This is a genomic window from Proteus vulgaris (genome assembly GCF_016647575.1).
GTDB lineage: Bacteria > Pseudomonadota > Gammaproteobacteria > Enterobacterales > Enterobacteriaceae > Proteus > Proteus mirabilis_B.
Genome location: NZ_CP032663.1, coordinates 4,003,471 through 4,025,174 on the forward strand (window position 1 = coordinate 4,003,471; position 21,704 = coordinate 4,025,174).

Sequence of the window (21,704 nt, forward strand, 5' to 3'; positions counted from 1 at the left end):
TCACTTTTATAGGGACACGATATCAATAAAAAACACAACCATCAATAAAAATATAAAACATTGTTTTATTTTTTTGAACATATCGTTCTTTTTATAGGAAAAGGCATTTTTTTACCTCTTAAATAAAAAAGAGCCACTCAATAGAGTGGCTCCTGATATAACTGATAAAGACTTATTTATGGATACTTGATGACTTTATTTATAGCTCTGTTTAATTTCTTTAGAAATCGCTAATCCACGTTTCGCTTCTTTCTCAGCAAGTTCAACGGATAAACCGATATAAGAACGAGGATCAAGCATTGCCTTAATTTCATCAGCATTAAAGGCCGCAGTAATAGTTTCATTCTTCATCAGGTTAGTATAAAAATCTTCACCGTCTGCAGCCGTTTTAATGGCTTCTTCATATAACAGTGAATGCGCTTTATCTTTACCTAATTTTTCTGCCATTTTCATCATAACGTATTCGGTATTATCTAAACCCTTATTTCTCATCACGTTATGTAGCATTCTCTCTTCATGAGGAACGATGGTTCTTGAAAGCTCTTCCGTTCTTAATAAGATTTCTGTTGTTAATTCTAATGCTTCTTCAATTAAGCCATCGAATAACATATAAGAACTGCTGTCACCTTCATAAGGTCTTACCGCAGAGTACATACCAACATTAGGTAACGAGTACAGTTTCTGTGAGTTAGCAATAATACCTTTCGCCAATTTTGGATTAATTTTATGAGGCATCGTGCTACTACCCACAGTGCCTTTTGTAAACCCTTCAGAAACCTCAGCAATTTCCTCTAATGTGGTGCTATAAACTTCTTCACCAATTTTATGGCAGATATTTGCCATCAGTGCCAAGTTCATCATGTACTCTAATTTATGCGTACTTAGGTTACGTGATGGGACTTCCATTGCTTGCATACCCACTAATTCAGCAACGCGTTTTTGTACTTTCATTCCCACTTCAGGCATTGAGTTAAAAGCACCTACTGCGCCACCCATCATAATGGTGAATACACGTTTCTCACTCTCTTTCATGCGCTGGTAGCAATCAATAAAATCGCTGATCCACACTGAAACTTTATATCCGTAAGTAATAGGAATAGCATGACGACCGTGTGTTCTACCTGCCATTACCATATGTTTTGTTTTTTCAGCGAGATTTGACAAGTTTTCAATAATTTCGCTCAACAATAACATGAACTTATCGTGTACTGTTTTCATCATATACAGCTGTGAACTTTGCTGTATGTTTTGCGTAGTAATGCCGTAATGCACATATTTACCGCTCTCTTCAGAGCATGCATTCACCAGTACTTTTAAGAAAGGCACAAAGCCATGACCGATTTTTTGATAAATACGGTTCATCTCTTCGAAATCGATATTCTCAATAATCGCCTTTTCTTTAATTTCATCAGCGGCAGACTGTGGAATAAAACCGTGTTCAGCTTGTGCTTGCGCTAACATTGCTTCAAACATCAACCAAGTTGAATATTTAGCTTCATTGGACAGCAGATTTTTTATACCGCGATCGTCGATTGTTTTACTTTTAGAATCGTATAACGCTCTCATCATGTATCCTTTTATTTCTTCATTGCTTCATCAACAGCATTGCGAACAAATTCGACTTTAGGGCCATAAACGACATGGACATGGTTTGCTGCCGGAAAGAAGAATGCTGTACATCCAGACTCCAACATTAATTCTTTATCTATTTGATTAACTTCATTAATGTCGATACGTAGTCGTGTAATACAGTTATCAACATTACGAATATTTTGTTTGCCACCTAACGCTTGGATTAAAATCTCTGCAATTTCGCCATAACGCTTTTCTTTGATTAACGTATTTTTCATATTGCTTGATTCTTCTCTACCCGGTGTTTTGATATCGAATTTGACGATAGCCCAGTAAAAAATGAAGTAGGTCACAACAGCAAGCGCACTACCAATCAGCACTAAGAAGATCCAGTTCGTGTGTTCGTACAGTAAACCAAAGATAGTGAAGTCAAAGACTGTGCCTCGGATATAACCGATCGCAACACCTGCAAAAGAGAGCAGAACTGCACCAATACCCACGATAATCGCGTAAATTAAATAAAGTAACGGTGCGATAAAGACAAAGGTAAATTCAAGCGGTTCGGTAACGTTACCTAACATTGCAGTTAAGACCATCGTCACCAGCATTGATTTAACTTCAGCACGGTTCTCTTTTTTCGAGGTTTTATAAATCGCTAATGCAATCGCCGGGAATAAGAACAGCGTCACCAACATTTGTTGCTGAGCCATAAAACGTGTCAGGCTTGGCATCATTGCCCAATATTCACTGCTTGGCCCTTGGTTAAATAACACTTCTGTCATTGCTGGAACAACGCCCACATAGGTTTGTCCATCAATCACATAAGAACCACCGGCTTCGGTAAATCTAAACAGAACGTTCCAGACGTGGTGTAAACCAAATGGAATAAATAGACGCTCACCACCTGCGGTAAAGAAAGGTCCGACAGGACTTAAGAAGACAGCCGAGAGCTTAGTTAAGCCCATCACTAATACTTCCCAAATAAATGGCAGTAATGCACCTACACAGATCATCAACCCGACCATAATAATGGCGACAGATTTTTTCCCTGAGAAGAAGGCAAATGCAGTCGGTAATTCAAGGTTATAGAATTTATCTGTTGCCCATGCGGCGATTAATCCTGTGATAATCCCCCCTGCGGCACTGATATTCATGGTTTGTATACCAAGCACCTTGATTTGCCCCACCTGCGTCATAATCGCAGGATCAGCAAGTTTTCCTGTCAATACCAACCAGATATTGATAGTACTTATCAAGGTTAAATAGCCGACAACGGAGGCAAAGACCGCGATCCCCTTATCTTTGTGGCTCATACCATATGCCACACCCATTGCAAATAAGAGTGGAATATTGTCAAACACTACGCCTGCAATAGTACGGATACTGACTAATAGAGCATTAACTGTTTCATTTCCTAAGAAAGGAAAGCGTGCAATCATATAAGACTGAACTAAAGCACCACTGATCCCTAAGATCATACCAATAGGTGCCAATACGCCGATAGGTAGAAGTAGGGTTCTACCAAAGCGCTGAATAGATTCGCTGAACTTTTTCCTGGCCATATTTTTTTCCTTATGACTTCTCGAATATAAAAGAATTACCGAGGTACTCTATCTTAGGGATTATAGGAAATGAATGACGCGCTGGTTTTAAATATTATCTCAGGTCATACTTTATGACTTAGGTCTTTTTATTAATTATCGACTTAATAAAGAACAGTGAATAAATCATTTTATTCTATTAAATAATATTTATTTTAGGACTTGGAAGTAAGATTGAAAAGAAAGGCTATTTTAGAATAAACGATGATTAATCTGACGAGATATATTAATACTATTCACGCTTTAATCATTAAAAAGAGTATTTAGTAATGAAATATAGGCACTGTTATCTCTTTTTAAAGTAGATTTTCCAGCTCATTAATCAGTAAATCCACCAGCATAAAAAAGCCAATACGGGATTTAGTATCATCTTTTTTAGTATCATGATTATCAGCAAAACAAAATAGAGCATGAGTTGCATAAGTGGTTAATTCATTGGTATTAAATGCCGTCATACTAATGATATTGGCATCTTTTAACTGCACAATTTTTGCTGTCTCGATGATTTTTTTAGTCCCACCAGAAAGAGAGATAAAGATAACTGTGTCGTCTTCATTAACAAGACGTGTAAACGAATCAGATAAGTTGTAATCATTAATAAAAAAGCAATGTAGACCTAATGCAAACAATAGATGCTCAAGGTAATACCCTACCGCTTTGCTCGTACCTCTTGCGACAATAAAAATATTTCTAGAATGGCGTAAGGTTTTCGCGCACTCCTGAATTTGTTCTTCATTAATTAAGGTAAATGTTTTATGAATGTTTTTTTCTAATTGTTTTTTATAAGATGCTGCATTAGTTTTTTCGACTTTATTTCTCGTCAGAATATAATTATTAATTTGGAATTTAAGCTCTTTAAATCCACTAAATCCTAACTTTTGCGATAAATTAATGATAACCGTTTTTGATACAAAGGTTTTAGCGACTAAATCATTAATATTTAAATACGGAATATCCGCAATATTATCGGTGAGATATTTTAATACTTTCTTTTCGCTGATGGTTAAATTGTCATAATTTTTTAAAAAATCCAGCATATCTCACCCAATAAATTAATCTAAAACATCTTATGAAAACAGCACGCATCAAAAAAGCAGTTCTGTTCTTTTTGCGAGTTTATGTGAAATAAAGTGCATAACGAGTATACGTTAAATCATACAGTTATGTAGGAGCAGAGTAGTATTTTGTGAATTAGGATAATATTGAGCCCATTTTTTAATGAGCTCAATGCGTGTTATTCGTTACCCCAGCGATTAAGAAACATGGCGATATCATCAATGCGTTTTTTATCAATACCCGCTTCTTTTGCCATCTCTTGCTGTGCGTTCTCACTAATTTCTTCGTTATTCATTAATCGAGTAAGTAGCAACTGGAAGTAGAGAGCAAGCGCATCTTCTTCTGCTTCAGCAACTGGCTCTGTCGATTCCATCGCATACTCTTCGACCATATCATAATATTTAAAGTGGATTTCATTGTTCATAAGTTGTCCCCAAGGATTAACGTTTATACTCACCATATTCGAATTACCAAGAGTATATCTCTACATTCGCCTGTTGACCTAAAATTCGCTATCATCCACTTCCTTCTTTTTTGCGGATAAGCTGATGTCTACGATTATCGATACTTTTATTGCTCCACCTTGCCATGATGAAATCGAGATCCTTTATCAAGACGAACACTTAGTCCTTATCAATAAACCGACAGGATTATTGAGCTTATCAGGAAAAAATCCACAAAATAGAGACTCAGTACATTATCGATTAGTGAAGCTATTTCCGGGATGTACTCTTGTTCATCGACTTGATTTTGGTACATCTGGATTGATGGTTGTGGCACGCAATAAAGCAATCAATGCCCTTTTGTGCCAGCAATTTAGCCAGCGCAGTGTAACCAAAATATATCATGCACTACTGTGTGGGCATGTGGATGATAATGAAGGCATAATTGATGCACCAATTGCAAAAGATCCCGCTCTATTTCCACGCATGTCAATTTGCCCGATTAATGGCAAGCCTGCACGCTCTCGTTATCACGTTATTGAGCGTTTTTATCATACGTTAGAAGATGGGACGTTATTGCCTTTAACGCGGGTACAATTTGTGCCTGAAACAGGAAGGACACATCAACTTCGTATTCACAGCCAGTTTATAGGACATCCTATTTTAGGTTGTGATTTATATGGTGGATGCGATAGCGATTTCATTAAAGTGATGGAAGGAACTGAACGGACTCCGCGACTGATGCTTCATGCGAGTGAACTTCATTTTGTTCACCCCATTAGCCAAGCGCCAATAAAAGCGCACAGCAAGAGTCCGTTTTAAAAATCGATAATTACAGTTTAAGTGCTTTTATTGTTTCATCGATATCAAGTTCATCTTCAGTGAAAACGATTTCTGTTCCGTGCATTGTGGTGATCGCAAGCTTTCTTAACGTGCGCATATTATTAGAGTTATCCGCTGATTTTGGTCTGATACTATTCATTAAAGTACCAACAGAAAGTACGGTGTTTTCTTTATTGATATGCGTATCTGCGGACACATCTTCACTAAAAATTCGAAATGATTTAATGGAGGTCAGTTTAACTCGCTCACCTGCAATATAAACGTATTTGCTGTCTGGGATCACTTTCACCGCGTAAGCAGACAAGCCTTTGGTATTTGTAGTTGGCTCAAACGTGACATTTGCATCTGTCTTTATCAAAGCAGGGTTGGCAACTTTAATCACATGAAAATAACGGTTATCACCGTTTTCATCTTTAATAAATCCAAAACCTTTATCTTCAAACCACTTTGTGATTATTCCGTTCATTGCCATTATCGCCTACTTAATCGTTTATCTACAAAAATTTCCAGATGCAGTATAAAGCACAATGCTTATACAGACTATGCCTTTGAACTAATAAGCTACTTTACTGATTACCACATCAAATCATCTGGGATTTTAAAATCAGCATAAGGATCGTCTTCATCTTGTTCTGTCTCGCTAAGTGCGTTATTTAACAAAATACAATCCACATCTCTTTGTGTAATTTTATCCGCAACACTGGCTGGAATAATTGCGTATTCCGTTTTATCTGCATTATCCAGACGAGCAATAGCGAGACGTCCACTAATCAATTGAGATTGCGTCAGTTTATCCACCACAATATTTTTAATCACATTATTGTCAGTGAAGTTAAAATCAATATCGCCTTTTTTTGGTGTAATTCTATTCATTTCAATAAGTTGCTTAACTTGCGCTTTATACTCTTTCGATAAAGTTGCTTGTTTTTGTTGTTCACTCAGCAATTTATCGCGCTCAAGTTGAGCTTTTTTATTTTCTTCTACGGCTTCTCTCGCTTCTCGTGCCTGAACGCGTGATTTTTTTGCCGTTCTTTGGACTTTTGCCATTTTTTTACTGGTCACAAGCCCTGCTTTTAACATTTGCTCTTGTAAGGTAAGTTTTGCCATTTTTATGCCTAAATCTGATAAATAATTTTTGAAATTATACCTGTAATTTCTAAGAGTGCATTAGATTGTAAGATTGGAACTTTATTAGGGGAAATAGACATTGTGAGATTTGAACCTATCCGTACATTCAGAGTATATTGGAAAAACTATCGTCAAACTTTCTCTTATAACAGGTAATACTAACAATGGCTCTGATCCCAAAAAACTATGCACGGTTAGAAAGTGGCTACCGTGAAAAAGCACTGAAAATCTACCCGTGGGTATGTGGACGTTGTGCGCGTGAATTTGTCTATTCAAACTTACGTGAACTAACCGTTCATCATATTGATCACGACCATACCAATAACCCAGAAGATGGTAGTAACTGGGAGTTATTGTGTCTGTTTTGCCATGATCATGAACACTCTAAATACACAGAAGCAGACCAATACGGCACAACTGTTGTCGCCGGTGAAGATGCACAAGATGATGTAGGAGCAGCAACCTATAATCCTTTTGCTGATTTAAAGTCGATGCTCAATAAGAAAAAATAGTGAAGGTATTGTCTGCTTTGGTGTAAAGCAGTCAATCGGTTCCCCTTTTCACGCTCTTACACAGAATGGTGTATACTTGCCAACAAGAAATTTGTTCACGGTTAATTAATAATGAAAGAAATTGAAAAAGCAAAAATTAAACTCCTTAGCGACCGTTTAGACCTTATTAGTCATAAAATGGCAAGTATCTCACTGACGGAAGAAGCGGAAAAATACGCAGAGTTTGAGAAAGAAAAAGTAGAGCTGGAAGCTGAAATTGTTCGTCTGAAGGCAGTACGTAACAATAAACTAAGCAAAGAAGCACAGAAATTAGAGAATATGCCATTCAAACGCCTCATCACTAAGAAAGAACAAGCTGATATTGGTAAGCTGAAGAAAGCTGTGCGAGGCTTGGTAATTGTCCATCCAATGACGGCATTAGGCCGCGAAATGGGTCTAGAGGGAATGACCGGTTTTTCTAAGACTGATTTCTAGTTAGATAATTAGCTCAACTAAAACCTGTAATGATCGACTAATACTGAAAGGTTCTTAATATACTTTTCGTTGTTATGAACCGTCAGTTATCCTGATAAAAGATTAGGAAGTAAAGTATCACGAAAGCTTGAAAGCTACTTCTTCTGCTTACTTGCTTTCAGCAAGTCTTTTAGCGCTGCAATATTCGCCCTTGCCCCTTCAGCCTTTCATCCTCCATCACAAACCCTTTGATCAAGTACTGCTCCAGCGTTTGCGTTGCCCACTGACGAAATTGTGTTCCGCGAACAGAGCGGACGCGGTAACCAACAGCAAGAATGGCGGGTAAACTATAGTGGTCTATCTCTCTGGAAACCTGACGATTTCCCTCTAATCGAACTATCCGGAATTTCCGGATGGTTGCGTTTTGAGCAAGTTCTCCTTCAGAGAAAATATTAACAAGGTGCTCGTTAATTGTACGAACATCTTTTCCATACAGCTCAGCAATTGATGATTGAGATAACCACAGTGTATCGGATTCAAAACGGCATTCGACGCGAGTTTTACCATCTTCACTTCGAAATAAAACAAATTCACCCTGTGGTGCTTCAGGAAGATTTTCGCTCATTACACTGCCCCCACTCTATACGTTATAAATAAACCGTGAGTAACAATATACCATGTTTATCCAAAAAATAAGGGTGACTGTAAATAGATAATAAACTTATTATTTTTCCAAAAAACAATATGATAAAGAGATAACAAGAGGCTTTATTGGGAAGTGATAAAACAAGAAGTGGCGGAAGATCACAGGAGTCGAACCTGCCAAGGACCGCTGGCGGCCCCATCTGGATTTGAAGTCCAGCCGCCCCACCGGGGACGATGATCTTCCATTTTTGAATGGGTCAAAAGGAAATAACGGGATGATTATACGCTGAATTATTTTTAATCCCAAGTGCATCAAATCAATAAAACCCCTTTCAAATAAAATAATCCCGTTTTTGAGTAAAACCTCCGATAATTACCGCGATACTATTGAACTTATACAGTTTCATCCTCATCTTACTATCTATAACGAATAAACTCAGTGGTGTGTTTTACGTCACTGCAAACCAAAATACAGGATGTTTTTTATGTCAAATCCATTACTTAGCACAACGGGATTACCTGCATTTTCCCTTATCAAACCAGAACATGTTGTTCCTGCACTAAAAGAAGTTTTAACCGCATATCGTGAAACAGTTGAAAAATTACTGGCTGATAATACTCAATTTAACTGGGATAACCTTTGCCAACCATTGGCAGAAGCAGGCGATAAACTTTCTCGTGTTTGGTCCCCTGTTAGCCATTTAAATTCTGTTAAAAACTGTGCTGAACTACGTGAAGCGTATGAGCAGAGTTTACCGTTGCTATCTGAATTCAGTACATGGATGGGACAGCACGAAGGCTTATATCAAGCTTATAAATCAATTAAAGAAAGTGCTGATTTTAATGCGTTAACTCAACCACAGAAAAAAGCGGTTGAAAACGCATTACGTGACTTTGAATTATCAGGTATCGGTTTACCAAAAGAGAAACAACAGCGTTTTGGTGAAATCAGCGCACGTATGTCTGAGTTAGGTGCTAAATACGGTAATAATGTATTAGATGCCACAATGGGTTGGTCTAAATTAGTTACTGATGTAGAAGATTTATCAGGTATGCCTCAAAGTGCTATTGATGCGGCAAAAGCTATCGCACAATCTAAAGAGCAAGACGGCTATCTGTTAACGCTTGATATGCCTAGCTACCTTCCTGTGATGACCTATGCAGATAATCGTGAACTTAGAAAAGAGATGAGCATCGCTTATAGCACGCGTGCCTCGGATCAAGGTCCAAACGCAGGTCAGTGGGATAATAGCGAAATTATTGCCGAGATCCTCGCACTACGCCACGAACTTGCTCAACTGCTTGGTTTTAAAAATTACGCTGAAAAATCACTTGCTACAAAAATGGCTGAATCTCCAGAGCAAGTCCTTAGCTTTTTAACTGACTTAGCTCAACGTGCTCATCCGCAAGGTGAAGAAGAGTTAGCTGAACTCACTCAATTTGCAAAAGAACACTATGGCGTTGATAAATTAGAGTCATGGGATCTGGCTTACTACAGCGAAAAACAGAAACAACACCTATTCTCAATCGATGATGAGCAACTACGTCCTTACTTCCCTGAACAACGTGCTCTAAGTGGCTTATTTGAAGTTGTTCATCGTATCTATGGTTTAACAGCCAAAGAGCGTAACGATATCGACACTTGGCATGATGATGTCCGTTTCTTTGAGCTTTATGATGAAAGCAATACCTTACGTGGTAGCTTCTATCTTGATTTATATGCGCGTGAACACAAACGTGGCGGTGCTTGGATGGATGATTGCATGGGAAGAATGCGTCATGCAGATGGCAAGCTACAAAACCCTGTTGCTTATCTCACTTGTAACTTCAATAAGCCAGTAGGTGATAAACCTGCACTGTTTACTCATAATGAAGTCACCACACTGTTCCATGAATTTGGTCATGGCTTACACCACATGTTAACGCAAATCGATACCGCTGATGTTGCAGGTATTAATGGCGTGCCTTGGGATGCCGTTGAATTACCAAGCCAATTTATGGAAAACTGGTGCTGGGAGCCAGAAGCGTTAGCCTTTATTTCTGGTCATTATGAAACTGGCGAACCATTACCACAGGCAATGCTTGATAATATGCTTAAAGCAAAAAATTATCAGTCAGCAATGTTTGTATTACGCCAATTAGAATTTGGTCTGTTTGATTTCCGTTTACATGCTGAATATGATCCCGCTAAGGGAGCTCGTGTAATGGAAACCTTAACTAGTGTGAAAGAGCAAGTTTCTGTTGTTCCTTCAACACCGTGGGCGCGTTTTCCTCATGCCTTTAGCCATATCTTTGCCGGTGGCTATGCCGCAGGTTATTACAGCTATTTATGGGCGGATGTCCTGGCAGCTGATGCCTTCTCTCGCTTCTCTGAAGAAGGCATTTTTAACCGCGAAACGGGTCAATCATTCCTTGATAATATTTTAACTCGTGGTGGTTCAGAAGAGCCAATGGAGCTGTTCAAACGCTTCCGTGGTCGTGAGCCAAAACTTGATGCTATGCTTAAAGGCTACGGCATTAAAGGATGATATGTGAATATCTGTTTACTTTGTGAAGAAGGCGCTGATAACAGCGCCTTATCTGATTTAGCGCAACGTTGGGGATTAGTTCACGACGAAACGCAGATCATGGCTTTAGTGTTAACGCCTACTCACCTTGAATTACGCAAACAAGACGAACCTAAATTAGGTGGCATCTATGTGGATTTTGTAGAGGGTACAATGGCACATCGTCGTAAATTTGGCGGTGGTCGAGGTGAGGCGGTGGCAAAAGCTGTTGGGATCAAAAAAGACTATCTACCCGATGTTGTTGATGCGACAGCAGGACTTGGTCGAGATGCATTTGTATTAGCGTCTATTGGTTGCAAAGTTAGAATGGTAGAGCGCCATCCCGTCGTTGCTGCATTACTTGAAGATGGCCTAAAGCGAGCCTATCTTGATGCGGATATTGGCGAATGGATGCAAGAGAGAATGACGTTAATTCATGCCTCTTCAGCCCAAGCACTGGCTGAGATCACGCCTCCCCCTGATGTCGTCTATCTTGATCCGATGTATCCACATAAGGCGAAAAGCGCATTAGTCAAAAAAGAGATGCGAGTGTTTCAGTCTTTAGTGGGTGCTGATGAAGATGCAGATGCATTACTCGAACCTGCAATGACTTTGGCGAAAAAGCGTGTCGTCGTAAAACGACCCGATTATGCAGAGCCATTAAATAATCAGCCTGCACATGCCAATGTAACAACCAAAAATCACCGTTTTGATATTTATCCTTGTGTGTAACCACTTACACATTAGGAAAAAATAAATAGGTTTGAAATCTGACGGGTGTTTAACACCCGTTCAGAATAGGTGAAATTTACAGTACGCCTTGCGCCAGCATTGCATCAGCGACTTTAACAAAGCCTGCAATGTTTGCGCCTTGAATATAATTAGTCTGCTTACCTTCACCACCGTAATTAACACAAGCATGGTGAATATCTAACATGATGTGATGTAAGCGAGCATCCACTTTCTCTGCCTTCCAGCTTAAACGTGCCGCATTCTGCGCCATCTCTAAACCAGAGGTTGCAACACCACCCGCATTAGCCGCTTTACCTGGTGCAAAAAGGACACCAGCTTCGATAAAGGCATCTGTTGCTGCAATCGTTGTTGGCATATTCGCACCTTCAGCAACAGCTTTAACACCATTTTTGATAAGAACCTTAGCTGCTTCTAAATCTAATTCATTTTGTGTTGCACAAGGCAAAGCAATATCAACAGGAACAGCCCAAGGTTGTTGCCCTTCAAGATACGTTAAACCAAATTCTTTTGCGTACTCTTCAACACGACCGTAATTATTTTTAATTTCAGTGAGACGAGCTAATTTTTCAGTCGTAAATCCGGCTTCATCAACTACAGTGCCACCTGAATCTGATGCGGTTATGACTTTTGCACCTAACTCTAAACATTTTTCGATAGTGAACTGCGCAACATTACCTGCACCGGAAACCGCCACACGCATTCCCTCAAGAGACATACCATGACGTTTAAGCATCGCATTAGTAAAGTAAACTAAGCCGTATCCAGTAGCCTCTGGGCGGATTAAACTACCACCGAATGAAAGGCCTTTACCTGTAAAGACGCATTCATTGCTATTAGACAGCTTTTTCATCATTCCTGCCATAAAGCCAACTTCTCGTGCACCCACACCAATATCACCGGCAGGAACATCCGTATTAGCGCCTAAATGGCGATAAAGTTCAGTCATTAATGCCTGACAAAAACGCATCACTTCCCCATGGCTTTTGCCTTTAGGGTTAAAATCAGAGCCCCCTTTGGCTCCTCCCATCGGCAATGTAGTTAATGCATTTTTAAATGTTTGCTCAAAACCTAAGAATTTTAGGATAGAAAGGTTCACTGATGGGTGAAAACGCATACCACCTTTGTAAGGACCAATGGCTGAGTTAAATTGGATACGCCATGCACGGTTAACTTGCACTTGCCCTTTATCATCTAACCAACAGACGCGAAACTGAATAATACGTTCAGGCTCAACTAAGCGCTCAAGTAATGATTGTTCACGATATTGTGGATTTTTCTCTAAAAAAGGCCACAAAGTGGTAAAAACTTCACGAACCGCCTGATGATACTCAGGCTGATGAGCGTTATATTTTTCTACCCCTTCTAAAAACGAAGATAATGAGCCAGATATATTCATTCAGCTATTCCTTTTTTGTGTAATGTGATGTTGGCATAACCTCATTTATTCGGAATATTTTTGGGTTTTGTGAGGTTGATGTTGTTTTGCTTCTTGAATATATCATTAAAATGCATTCACACTTCAAGACATTTTTTTCATAATTAGACAAAAAAAAAAGATTGACTCTATTTAACAGCAGGAAAAATGGGAATTTTAGGCAAAAAAATACCTGCATAAGCAGGCATTTTTTTTGCTTAAACAAGCAAGCGATTATTATTCGTCATCTTTCAGAGGAACAATTAGCATATCAACATGCACAGTATTAATTAGTTGGCGTGCTGATGACATCAATTTGCTCCAGAAGTCTTGGTGATGGCCACAAACGACTAAATCCATATCGTATTTCTTAATCGCATCAACCAGAACTTGACCTAAATCACCGCTACCACTCAGGGTTTCCTGAATTTCATAACCTGATTTATCAGAGAGATCTTTTAACGCGTTACGGGTTTCATCAGTAATACGTTGTTGCATATCACCGAGGTTGACATCAATTAGACCGGTATAAAGATCAGAGTAGTTAACATCAACGTGAATTAAGGAAACTTTGGCATTATAGGGTTTTGCCATAGATACAGCTTTCTGTACTAAGACGTTACTCTCAGGGGATAAATCAACTGCCACTAGAATATGCTTATAAGCCATCGTGAACTCCTTCCATAAGCTGATTAATCGGTTGGAAAGGCGGTTAAGCCTAAATCCTATGTATTAAATATAACGTTTTAAGATGAAAGTTAGATGTCGTCTTGATCACAACTTATGTCAAATTCATCAAGAAAGCATCTATCGATAAATAACAATATACACCATTTTAGATTAGCACGATGTCATTCACCGACAATATCATCATAATAATGAGAATTGAGTATAAAAAACAACAAAAACACCCTTTTAGAGTTATTTTTTATCTTTTTTTCTGAAAAAGGAAACAACTTGAAAAAGTCACTTTTGTTTATTGCTTAATTTCGCCTAAACTTAAATTAGAGAAAAAAGTAACCTTTGTTGGTAAAGGTTTTCTCATCTCAGAATCTATTATTCTAGGGAGGGGATTATGTTTAATGTCATTGTTGTCTTTTGGGCACTCTGTATTCTTTGCCTAATTAATATGGTGCGTTATTTCTCATCTATTCGGGTATTACTCACCATATTGCGCCAATCTGATCCTTTGCTTTACCAATCGGTAGATGGCAATGGATTTTTTACTATGCATGGGCAATTTTCAAAACAGTTACGACTTATCCGCTATATTAACCAACGCCAATACATCAACCATCATAATCCTGAAGTTATTATGCGTTGCGAACGAATTTATCGGCAATTTTATCTTGTTAGCCGTTTTTGTATTTTGGCTGTCGCAAGTTTAATTGCGATGCTTTTCTGGTAGCGACAAAAACAAAAAAACGGTGACTAAAAGTCACCGTTTATAAACAAACTTGGGTAAGTTACTGTTATCAGCTATTCACAATAAATGTCAGTGATATCCAATAAAGTAAACCTGATAAACCAATGCTAACTGGTAATGTTAAGATCCAAGCCAGTGCAATATTTTTCACTGTCTTCGTTTGAACACCACCACCATCAACAATCATGGTACCTGCAACTGCAGATGATAAAACTTGTGTTGTTGATACAGGCATACCCGTATAACTTGCTACACCAATGGAAACTGCTGCTGTTACCTGAGCAGAAACCCCTTGAGCGTAAGTCATACCTTTTTTACCAATCTTCTCACCAATTGTTACTGCAACGCGTTTCCAACCTACCATTGTCCCGATAGAGAGCGCTAATGCCACTGCGATAATGATCCAAATCGGAGCATATTCCACTGTGTTTAGCAGGTCACGACTCAATGTTTTTAAGAACCGTGCATCTTGGGCGCTAGTTTCTGGTAATTTAGCCACTTCTGTTGCGGTATCAGCGATACACATAAGTAATCGACGCATTTGAGCACGCTGGTCTGCTGTTAGCTCATCATAAGAGCTAATATTTGCAAGCATCTGTTCTGTTTGATTCAGAACAACTGGCGTTCTTGCGCTATTACAATGGAAATCTGTATCACTAGCATCAGCTTGTGCTGGTACTACTGGTGTATTCTCAATAGCATGTTGTAGTGCTGGCTGGTGTTTCTCATAATATTGTTGTAAGTGTACAACTGCATCATGAGTTTTGGTGATATCGTATCCGCTCGCACTCATATTGACGACAAAGCCCGCAGGCGCCACGCCAATTAATACCAACATGATAAGACCGATACCTTTCTGCCCATCATTTGCACCATGAGAGAAACTTACCCCAACTGCAGATAAAATCAGTGCAGTACGAGTCCAAAATGGTGGCTTACGCTTACCATCTTGCTTCTCACGTTCAGCTGGTGTCAGGTGAATACGACGACGTTTTTTCGTACCACTCCAGTAACGGCGCAGTAAGAAAATCATCGCGCCTGCAATAACCAAGCCGATAATTGGTGAAAGAATGAGAGATAGGAAGATACTGATCATTTTTGGTATGTTTAATGCGTCAACGATAGACGAATCTGTCACGATAGCATTTGTTAAACCAATACCAATGATAGCACCTATCAGCGTATGTGAACTTGATGCTGGAATACCGAAATACCATGTACCTAAGTTCCAGATAATGGCGGCTAACAGCAACGAGAAGACCATGGCAAGGCCATGAGCCGAGCTCACATTCAGCAGAAGATCTGTCGGTAACAAGTGAACGATAGCATAAGCTACGCTCAATCCACCGAGCAAAACTCCAAGGAAGTTAAATACACCCGCCATCACGACCGCAAATTGCGCACGCATAGCACGAGTATAGATAACAGTTGCTACCGCATTTGCGGTATCATGGAAGCCGTTAATAGCTTCATAAAATAGCACAAATAACAGTGCTAAAACCAACATTAAACCTGTATGAAATTCTAGGTCAGTAAACAAATGTAGCATAGACGTTAAGCCAGTTAGTTGGACATGAACGCGGCGCATTATCAGCGACAAATGCGAACGGTGGAAGCGAAATTTAACCTTTTTTTGATTTGATAACCAAGAAAATCAGAGCCTTTTTAAGATAATTCCTTATATATCATTTAATTAATAAAAATAAAAAAAAAGTAAATTTCTGACAATTTTTTTCCTTGCTAATAAGAATTTAGGTGAAAAATGCAGATTTCTCCATATAATTTTACAAAAACACTCTGATCTTACGCGAAAATCATTGATTAAGTAGTCAGAGAAAACCAAGAACGAGACATCATTGTGGGATCATACGATACAGTAATTATAGGTGCAGGTGCCGCGGGGCTTTTTTGTGCGTCTTTAGCAGGACAAGCAGGATTATCTGTTTTAGTCCTTGATAATGGTAAAAAAGCAGGCCGTAAAATTCTAATGTCAGGTGGTGGGCGTTGTAATTTCACCAATATGTATATCGAACCTTCGGCATACTTATCAGAGAATCCACATTTCTGTAAGTCAGCACTTGCTCGCTATACACAATGGGATTTTATTGAGTTAGTGCAAAAACATAACATTGCCTACCATGAAAAAACGCTAGGGCAGCTATTTTGTGATGATTCAGCACAACAAATTGTTGATTTATTACTCACTGAATGCCAAAAAGGGAAAGTAAGTGTTCGCTTACGTAGCGAAGTCACGCAAATAGAGAAAACAGATGTAGGCTTTGCTGTTTTTGTTGATGGAAAAACTATTACGACGCCTTCGGTGGTTATTGCCAGTGGCGGACTTTCTATGCCCGGTTTAGGTGCCACTCCTTTTGGCTATAAAGTTGCAGAGCAATTTGGGCTTCCAGTTTTACCAACACGTGCAGGATTGGTTCCTTTTACATTGCATAAACCTCAACTTGAGCAACTAAGCCAGCTATCTGGCGTGGCTATACCTGCTATTGTGACGGCAAAGAATGGGACGAGTTTTAAAGAGAACATTCTTTTTACTCACCGTGGCCTTTCAGGACCGGCTATTTTGCAAATCTCTAATTATTGGCAACCAGGTGAGTATGTAAGTATTAACTTACTTCCAAATACTGATCTTGAAAGCTTTCTACAAGAAAAACGTCAAGAGCATCCGAATCAATCATTAAAAAATACGCTTTCTCGCTTATTACCAAAGCGATTTATTGAAATAATAATAGAAAACAAACAGTTACCTGATATTTCTCTGACTCAACTTAGTAATGAACGTATTACGCAAATTGCAACGTTACTACAAGAATGGCAAGTTCAACCCAATGGTACTGAGGGATATCGTACCGCAGAAGTCACGCTAGGAGGCGTAGATACTCGAACCCTATCCTCTAAAACAATGGAAGCCACAAAAGTAAAAGGGCTCTATTTTATTGGAGAAGTGGTTGATGTGACGGGTTGGTTAGGTGGATATAACTTTCAGTGGGCGTGGAGTTCAGCTTATGCCTGTGCGCAGAGCCTTATCTCAACATCCAAATCGACTTTTGTTGAGTAATAATGAATAAATCTGTAAATGTTAAAGTTATAAATATTAGTTTTATAATTCTTTAAACTTATAAGTCATACATAATAAAAACCAGCCATCATCAATCAGTGATGGCTTTTTCTTCTTGTATTTCTTGGTAGAGATCCAAAATACCTTATACCCTTTCCTTTTTTCTGGTTTTATGCCGCATTTTCTCTTCTTTTTCCTATAAATGACCCTATAAAGAATATTGTTAACTATTTGGTTATATTAATGTTTTAAAAAATTATTAAAATAAAATAACTCGTTAATCAGTGAGTTATGACTTTTTTGACTCTTTTTTCTAATTTGCTTAAAAAAAGGACTTTACAAATGATACTGAGAACTATTATCATCAATAACACTTTCAGATGCACCACCTTCAGGGTCATATGAAAGAACGACATTGCTCACATTGCTTCCAGTGTTTTACTTTAGCCAGCCGGGTGCTGGCTTTTTCTTTTCTAGAACTTATTCGATGTTTTTGTTTCCTCTTATTCAAATTATTTGAATTCTCAGGTTAAATTCCTCCGCTTTTTTACTTTGCGCTATTGAGTAAACTGTGTTCAACAACTTCAGAGAAGGAAACACATTATGATTTATCTACGCAAAGCAAGTGAAAGAGGACACGCTAATCATGGTTGGCTAGATAGCTGGCATACCTTCTCTTTCGCAAATTATTACGATCGTGATTTTATGGGATTTTCTGCACTACGAGTTATTAATGAAGATCGCGTCATACCCGGTGAAGGATTTGGTACTCACCCACATAAAGATATGGAAATTTTAACCTATGTGCTTGAAGGTAATATCGAGCATAAAGACAGCATGGGTAATAAAGAAAATGTCCCGGCTGGTGAGTTTCAAATAATGAGTGCAGGTACAGGTATTACTCACTCAGAATATAATCCGAATAGTGATAAAGGACTGCATTTTTACCAGATTTGGATTATGCCAAATACCGTCGGTATCACACCACGTTACGATCAACGCCGTTTTGATACGACAGTAAGCAAACAGCTCATTTTATCGCCAGATGCCCGTGATGGCTCTTTAAAAGTCTTCCAAGATATGACCTTATGGCGCTGGAATCTGAAAAAAGGTGAAGAAGCACAATATCAAGCCGAAGCGGGTCGCCATGTTTGGCTACAAGTTGTGAAAGGTAAAATAACGATTAATGACATTATTGCGACCACCAGTGATGGTGTAGCAATTGCTAATGAAGATATGATCCGTTTCGTTGGTGATGAAGATAGTGAAATCTTACTGTTTGACTTACCTCCTGTAACAGCATAGTTGGGCTATCACCCTCTAAAGCCACTTTTTCTCTAATAAACTATTTCACTTTATTTTTCTATTCCCTGAAATCTTCTCGCATTTCAGGGATTTTTTTTCTCAAAAATCTCAAAAATAAAAAAACACCAAAATCACATCCTATGAGTTTGGTGTTTTTATTCACGCTATGTTTTTATTCATACCATGTTTTTATACTAATAAAAATTAACGTTTTGGCCCAACTTTAGTCAACGCTTGACCTGCTGGGGTATCTGTATATTTATCGAAGTTTTTCACAAAGCGATCGGCAAGATCGTCTGCTTTAGTATCCCATTGTGTTTTATCAGCATAAGTATCACGAGGATCTAAGATTTCGCTGTTAACACCAGGCAATGCTGTTGGGATCTCTAAATCAAACACTGGTAATGTTTTCATCGGTGCTTTATCAATATCACCATTTAAGATGGCATCAATAATCGCACGTGTATCTTTAATTGAAATACGCTTACCTGTACCGTTCCAACCTGTATTAACCAAGTAGGCTTTTGCACCAGATGCTTGCATACGTTTTACCAATACTTCAGCGTACTGTGTTGGATGCAAAGATAAGAATGCTGCACCAAAACAAGCAGAGAATGTTGGCGTTGGTTCTGTCACACCACGTTCAGTTCCCGCAAGTTTAGCAGTGAAACCTGATAAAAAGTGGTATTGCGTCTGTTCTGGTGTTAAACGTGAAACAGGAGGTAACACACCAAAAGCATCCGCTGTTAAGAAAATGACTTTCTTAGCGTGACCTGCTTTGGAAACGGGTTTAACGATATTGTCGATATGATAAATAGGATAAGAAACACGGGTATTTTCTGTTTTTGAGCCATCATCGAAATCAACAGAGCCGTCAGATAACACAACCACGTTTTCTAATAGTGCATCGCGTTTAATTGCACCATAGATATCGGGTTCAGCTTCTTTGGATAAGTGGATTGTTTTTGCGTAACAGCCACCCTCAAAGTTAAACACACCGTCATCATCCCAACCATGTTCATCATCACCAATTAGCTTACGCTTAGGATCTGTTGAAAGAGTTGTTTTACCTGTACCAGATAGGCCAAAGAAAATAGCAACATCACCACTTTCGCCAACGTTTGCGGAGCAGTGCATAGAAGCCATACCTTTAAGAGGAAGGAAGTAGTTCATCATAGAGAACATACCTTTCTTCATCTCGCCGCCGTACCAAGTACCACCAATTAACTGAATGCGTTCAGTTAAATTGAAAGCAACGAAGTTCTCTGAATTCAGACCTTGTGCCTTCCAATTTGGATTTGTACATTTCGCTCCGTTCATCACAATAAAGTCTGGTGTGAAATTTTCCAGCTCTTCTTGTTCAGGACGAATAAACATATTTTTAACAAAATGCGCTTGCCAAGCAACTTCTGTGATAAAACGCACTTTTAAACGTGTATCCGCATTCGCACCACAAAACGCATCGACAACAAACAAACGTTTGCCTGATAGCTGATTAGTAACTAACGATTTTAAGTCAGCCCACACTTCTTGTGAAAGTGGCTTATTATCGTTCTTACCTTTACCCTGATCAGCCCACCATACGGTGTCACGAGTAACATCATCACGAACAATGTATTTATCTTTCGGAGAACGTCCAGTAAATATACCTGTATCAACGGCAATAGCGCCTAACGAGGTTAGAGTGCCTCGCTCGTAACCTGTTAATCCAGGCTTGGTTTCTTCATTAAATAACAGCTCGTAGCTTGGGTTATAAATGATTTCACTCGTGTCCTTAATACCGTACTGCTGGAGATCCTTAGGGGTAAGACCTTTAACGCTCATAGTTTCGCTCCTGATAAATAGACCTTTCTACGAATAATATTAAGGTGTTACGAGTAATTAACAGCGATTGTTATCAATATTTTGAAAATTTATAATTTTTTTATGTTAAGAACGAGAGCTAATGCACAAAACTAAAGAAATATTGTTGAATAAAAAAGGACGCAAAATAGCGTCCTTTGGATAAAATGGTCTTGCTAAATCGAATCAGTGCAATTCAGACCCATCCAACTTATTGATATTATTAATATCATTCTCTGTGAAGATGTAATGTGTTCCACAATATTCGCATTCCATATCAATATTTCCCTGTTCTTGCAACAGGTGATTCACATCTTCTTTCGACAATGTTACTAATGTATTTTCACAACGTTCTCGCGAACAAGTGCAATGGAATTCAACAACTTGAGGATCATAAAGAGTGACATCTTCTTCGTGATATAAGCGATGTAAGATCTCTTTAGTATCTAGCGTAAATAGCTCTTCAGCCTTGATTGTATGTGTTAACTGTGTGAGCAATTCAAAATGCTCAGCCGTATGTTCTGCGGTGAACTCTTCTGATGCTGGCAATACTTGTAATAACATACCCGCTGCGGCTGGTTTGCCTGCTTGCGTACCACTGCGAATGAATACGCGTGTAGGTAACTGTTCTGATTGCTTAAAGTAGTTATCAATACAGGCTTCGATAGTTTCGCCATCAAGAGCAACAATCCCTTGATAACGTTCACCTTTCTCAGGTGTTACCGTGATGACCATAAAACCATTCCCGATCATCTCTTTTAAGCTACTACCTGCTTTAACATCATCCCCAATACGCGCAACACCACGCATTTGTTGATTGTTATTTCCATTGATCACTGCCAGTCGCACAGGACCATCACCTTGTATTTGAACCGTAATATCGCCTTCAAATTTAAGCGTAGCTGTTAACAAACTGGTAGCCACCAGCAAATCCCCCAGAAGGTGTTGAACTGGCTCAGGATAATGGTGATTTTCAAGCATTGATTGATAGGTTTCAGTCACATTGACCAATTCGCCACGTACCGCGTTTTTTTCAAATAAAAAACGTGATAAAGAGTCTTTTTTAGACATGATTTTCTCTCATTTCAGGGA

Annotated in this window: 19 protein-coding genes, 1 tRNA gene and 1 pseudogene; 8 read left to right on the top strand and 13 right to left on the bottom strand. The window is 38.8% G+C overall.

All coding sequences use genetic code 11. From position 1 onward, the window contains the following. Positions 1 to 195 precede the first annotated feature (195 nt). From D7029_RS18270 to D7029_RS18285, 4 genes are all read right to left on the bottom strand, one after another. A complete protein-coding gene (locus tag D7029_RS18270) occupies positions 196 to 1,566 on the bottom strand; it encodes a class-II fumarase/aspartase family protein (RefSeq protein ID WP_194952725.1) in 1,371 nt (456 codons plus the stop codon). Positions 1,567 to 1,577: 11 nt separating this feature from the next. Beyond that, a complete protein-coding gene (locus D7029_RS18275) occupies positions 1,578 to 3,134 on the bottom strand; it encodes a PTS transporter subunit EIIC (protein WP_088494227.1) in 1,557 nt (518 codons plus the stop codon). Between the two features lie 335 nt (positions 3,135 to 3,469). Next, complete coding sequence (locus tag D7029_RS18280; RefSeq protein ID WP_098941581.1) at positions 3,470 to 4,210, bottom strand: MurR/RpiR family transcriptional regulator; 741 nt, start codon at positions 4,208 to 4,210, stop codon at positions 3,470 to 3,472. A 197-nt stretch (positions 4,211 to 4,407) separates the two neighbouring features. Then, a complete protein-coding gene (locus D7029_RS18285; protein ID WP_088494225.1) occupies positions 4,408 to 4,653 on the bottom strand; it encodes a DUF2543 family protein in 246 nt (81 codons plus the stop codon). A gap of 124 nt (positions 4,654 to 4,777) precedes the next feature. Here D7029_RS18285 and D7029_RS18290 point away from each other — a divergent pair, with 124 nt between their 5' ends. After that, a complete protein-coding gene (locus tag D7029_RS18290) occupies positions 4,778 to 5,494 on the top strand; it encodes an RluA family pseudouridine synthase (RefSeq protein ID WP_194951474.1) in 717 nt (238 codons plus the stop codon). Between the two features lie 10 nt (positions 5,495 to 5,504). Here D7029_RS18290 and D7029_RS18295 read toward each other — a convergent pair whose 3' ends face one another. Both D7029_RS18295 and D7029_RS18300 read right to left on the bottom strand, forming a co-directional pair. Then, positions 5,505 to 5,987: a cold-shock protein gene (locus tag D7029_RS18295; RefSeq protein WP_194951475.1), complete on the bottom strand. Its 483-nt coding sequence runs from the start codon at positions 5,985 to 5,987 to the stop codon at positions 5,505 to 5,507. A gap of 101 nt (positions 5,988 to 6,088) precedes the next feature. Continuing rightward, a complete protein-coding gene (locus tag D7029_RS18300; RefSeq protein WP_194951476.1) occupies positions 6,089 to 6,622 on the bottom strand; it encodes a DUF2058 domain-containing protein in 534 nt (177 codons plus the stop codon). A gap of 185 nt (positions 6,623 to 6,807) precedes the next feature. Here D7029_RS18300 and yajD point away from each other — a divergent pair, with 185 nt between their 5' ends. After that, complete coding sequence (yajD, locus tag D7029_RS18305) at positions 6,808 to 7,155, top strand: HNH nuclease YajD (protein WP_006534437.1); 348 nt, start codon at positions 6,808 to 6,810, stop codon at positions 7,153 to 7,155. A gap of 111 nt (positions 7,156 to 7,266) precedes the next feature. Beyond that, positions 7,267 to 7,629 (top strand): YibL family ribosome-associated protein, encoded by a 363-nt coding sequence (locus D7029_RS18310; protein ID WP_194951477.1) that lies wholly within the window; start codon positions 7,267 to 7,269, stop codon positions 7,627 to 7,629. Between the two features lie 196 nt (positions 7,630 to 7,825). On the opposite strand, the pseudogene D7029_RS18315 reads toward D7029_RS18310, so the two are convergent. Continuing rightward, positions 7,826 to 8,233: pseudogene (locus D7029_RS18315) on the bottom strand (virulence RhuM family protein); the annotation flags it as partial. Positions 8,234 to 8,402: 169 nt separating this feature from the next. Further along, positions 8,403 to 8,497: transfer RNA gene (locus tag D7029_RS18320), tRNA-Sec, on the bottom strand. Between the two features lie 241 nt (positions 8,498 to 8,738). Here D7029_RS18320 and prlC point away from each other — a divergent pair. Next, positions 8,739 to 10,781: an oligopeptidase A gene (prlC, locus tag D7029_RS18325; RefSeq protein ID WP_194951478.1), complete on the top strand. Its 2,043-nt coding sequence runs from the start codon at positions 8,739 to 8,741 to the stop codon at positions 10,779 to 10,781. A gap of 3 nt (positions 10,782 to 10,784) precedes the next feature. Then, on the top strand, positions 10,785 to 11,531 hold the full coding sequence (rsmJ, locus tag D7029_RS18330) for a 16S rRNA (guanine(1516)-N(2))-methyltransferase RsmJ (RefSeq protein ID WP_194951479.1): 747 nt from the start codon (positions 10,785 to 10,787) through the stop codon (positions 11,529 to 11,531). Between the two features lie 76 nt (positions 11,532 to 11,607). On the opposite strand, the gene gdhA is transcribed toward rsmJ, so the two are convergent. Together gdhA and uspA are read right to left on the bottom strand one after the other, a co-directional pair. Beyond that, the gene (gdhA, locus tag D7029_RS18335; protein ID WP_075672585.1) at positions 11,608 to 12,948 is read right to left on the bottom strand and encodes an NADP-specific glutamate dehydrogenase; all 1,341 of its coding nucleotides are present in this window, start codon (positions 12,946 to 12,948) and stop codon (positions 11,608 to 11,610) included. A gap of 255 nt (positions 12,949 to 13,203) precedes the next feature. After that, entirely contained in the window at positions 13,204 to 13,635 is a 432-nt protein-coding gene (gene uspA, locus D7029_RS18340; protein ID WP_023583131.1) for a universal stress protein UspA, read from the bottom strand. A gap of 406 nt (positions 13,636 to 14,041) precedes the next feature. Here uspA and uspB point away from each other — a divergent pair, with 406 nt between their 5' ends. Further along, positions 14,042 to 14,374, top strand: a complete 333-nt coding sequence (gene uspB, locus D7029_RS18345; protein WP_075672586.1) for a universal stress protein UspB — start codon at positions 14,042 to 14,044, stop codon at positions 14,372 to 14,374. Positions 14,375 to 14,441: 67 nt separating this feature from the next. Here the strand turns inward: uspB and pitA are convergent, their stop codons facing one another. Further along, complete coding sequence (gene pitA / locus D7029_RS18350; protein WP_088494216.1) at positions 14,442 to 15,941, bottom strand: inorganic phosphate transporter PitA; 1,500 nt, start codon at positions 15,939 to 15,941, stop codon at positions 14,442 to 14,444. A 309-nt stretch (positions 15,942 to 16,250) separates the two neighbouring features. Here pitA and D7029_RS18355 point away from each other — a divergent pair, with 309 nt between their 5' ends. Then, complete coding sequence (locus D7029_RS18355) at positions 16,251 to 17,465, top strand: NAD(P)/FAD-dependent oxidoreductase (protein ID WP_194951480.1); 1,215 nt, start codon at positions 16,251 to 16,253, stop codon at positions 17,463 to 17,465. 603 nt (positions 17,466 to 18,068) lie between these two features. Further along, positions 18,069 to 18,770: a pirin family protein gene (locus D7029_RS18360; RefSeq protein ID WP_194951481.1), complete on the top strand. Its 702-nt coding sequence runs from the start codon at positions 18,069 to 18,071 to the stop codon at positions 18,768 to 18,770. Between the two features lie 204 nt (positions 18,771 to 18,974). Here D7029_RS18360 and pckA read toward each other — a convergent pair whose 3' ends face one another. Beyond that, on the bottom strand, positions 18,975 to 20,594 hold the full coding sequence (gene pckA / locus D7029_RS18365) for a phosphoenolpyruvate carboxykinase (ATP) (protein WP_088494213.1): 1,620 nt from the start codon (positions 20,592 to 20,594) through the stop codon (positions 18,975 to 18,977). Between the two features lie 204 nt (positions 20,595 to 20,798). Further along, on the bottom strand, positions 20,799 to 21,683 hold the full coding sequence (gene hslO / locus D7029_RS18370) for an Hsp33 family molecular chaperone HslO (RefSeq protein WP_194951482.1): 885 nt from the start codon (positions 21,681 to 21,683) through the stop codon (positions 20,799 to 20,801). Positions 21,684 to 21,704 lie beyond the last annotated feature (21 nt).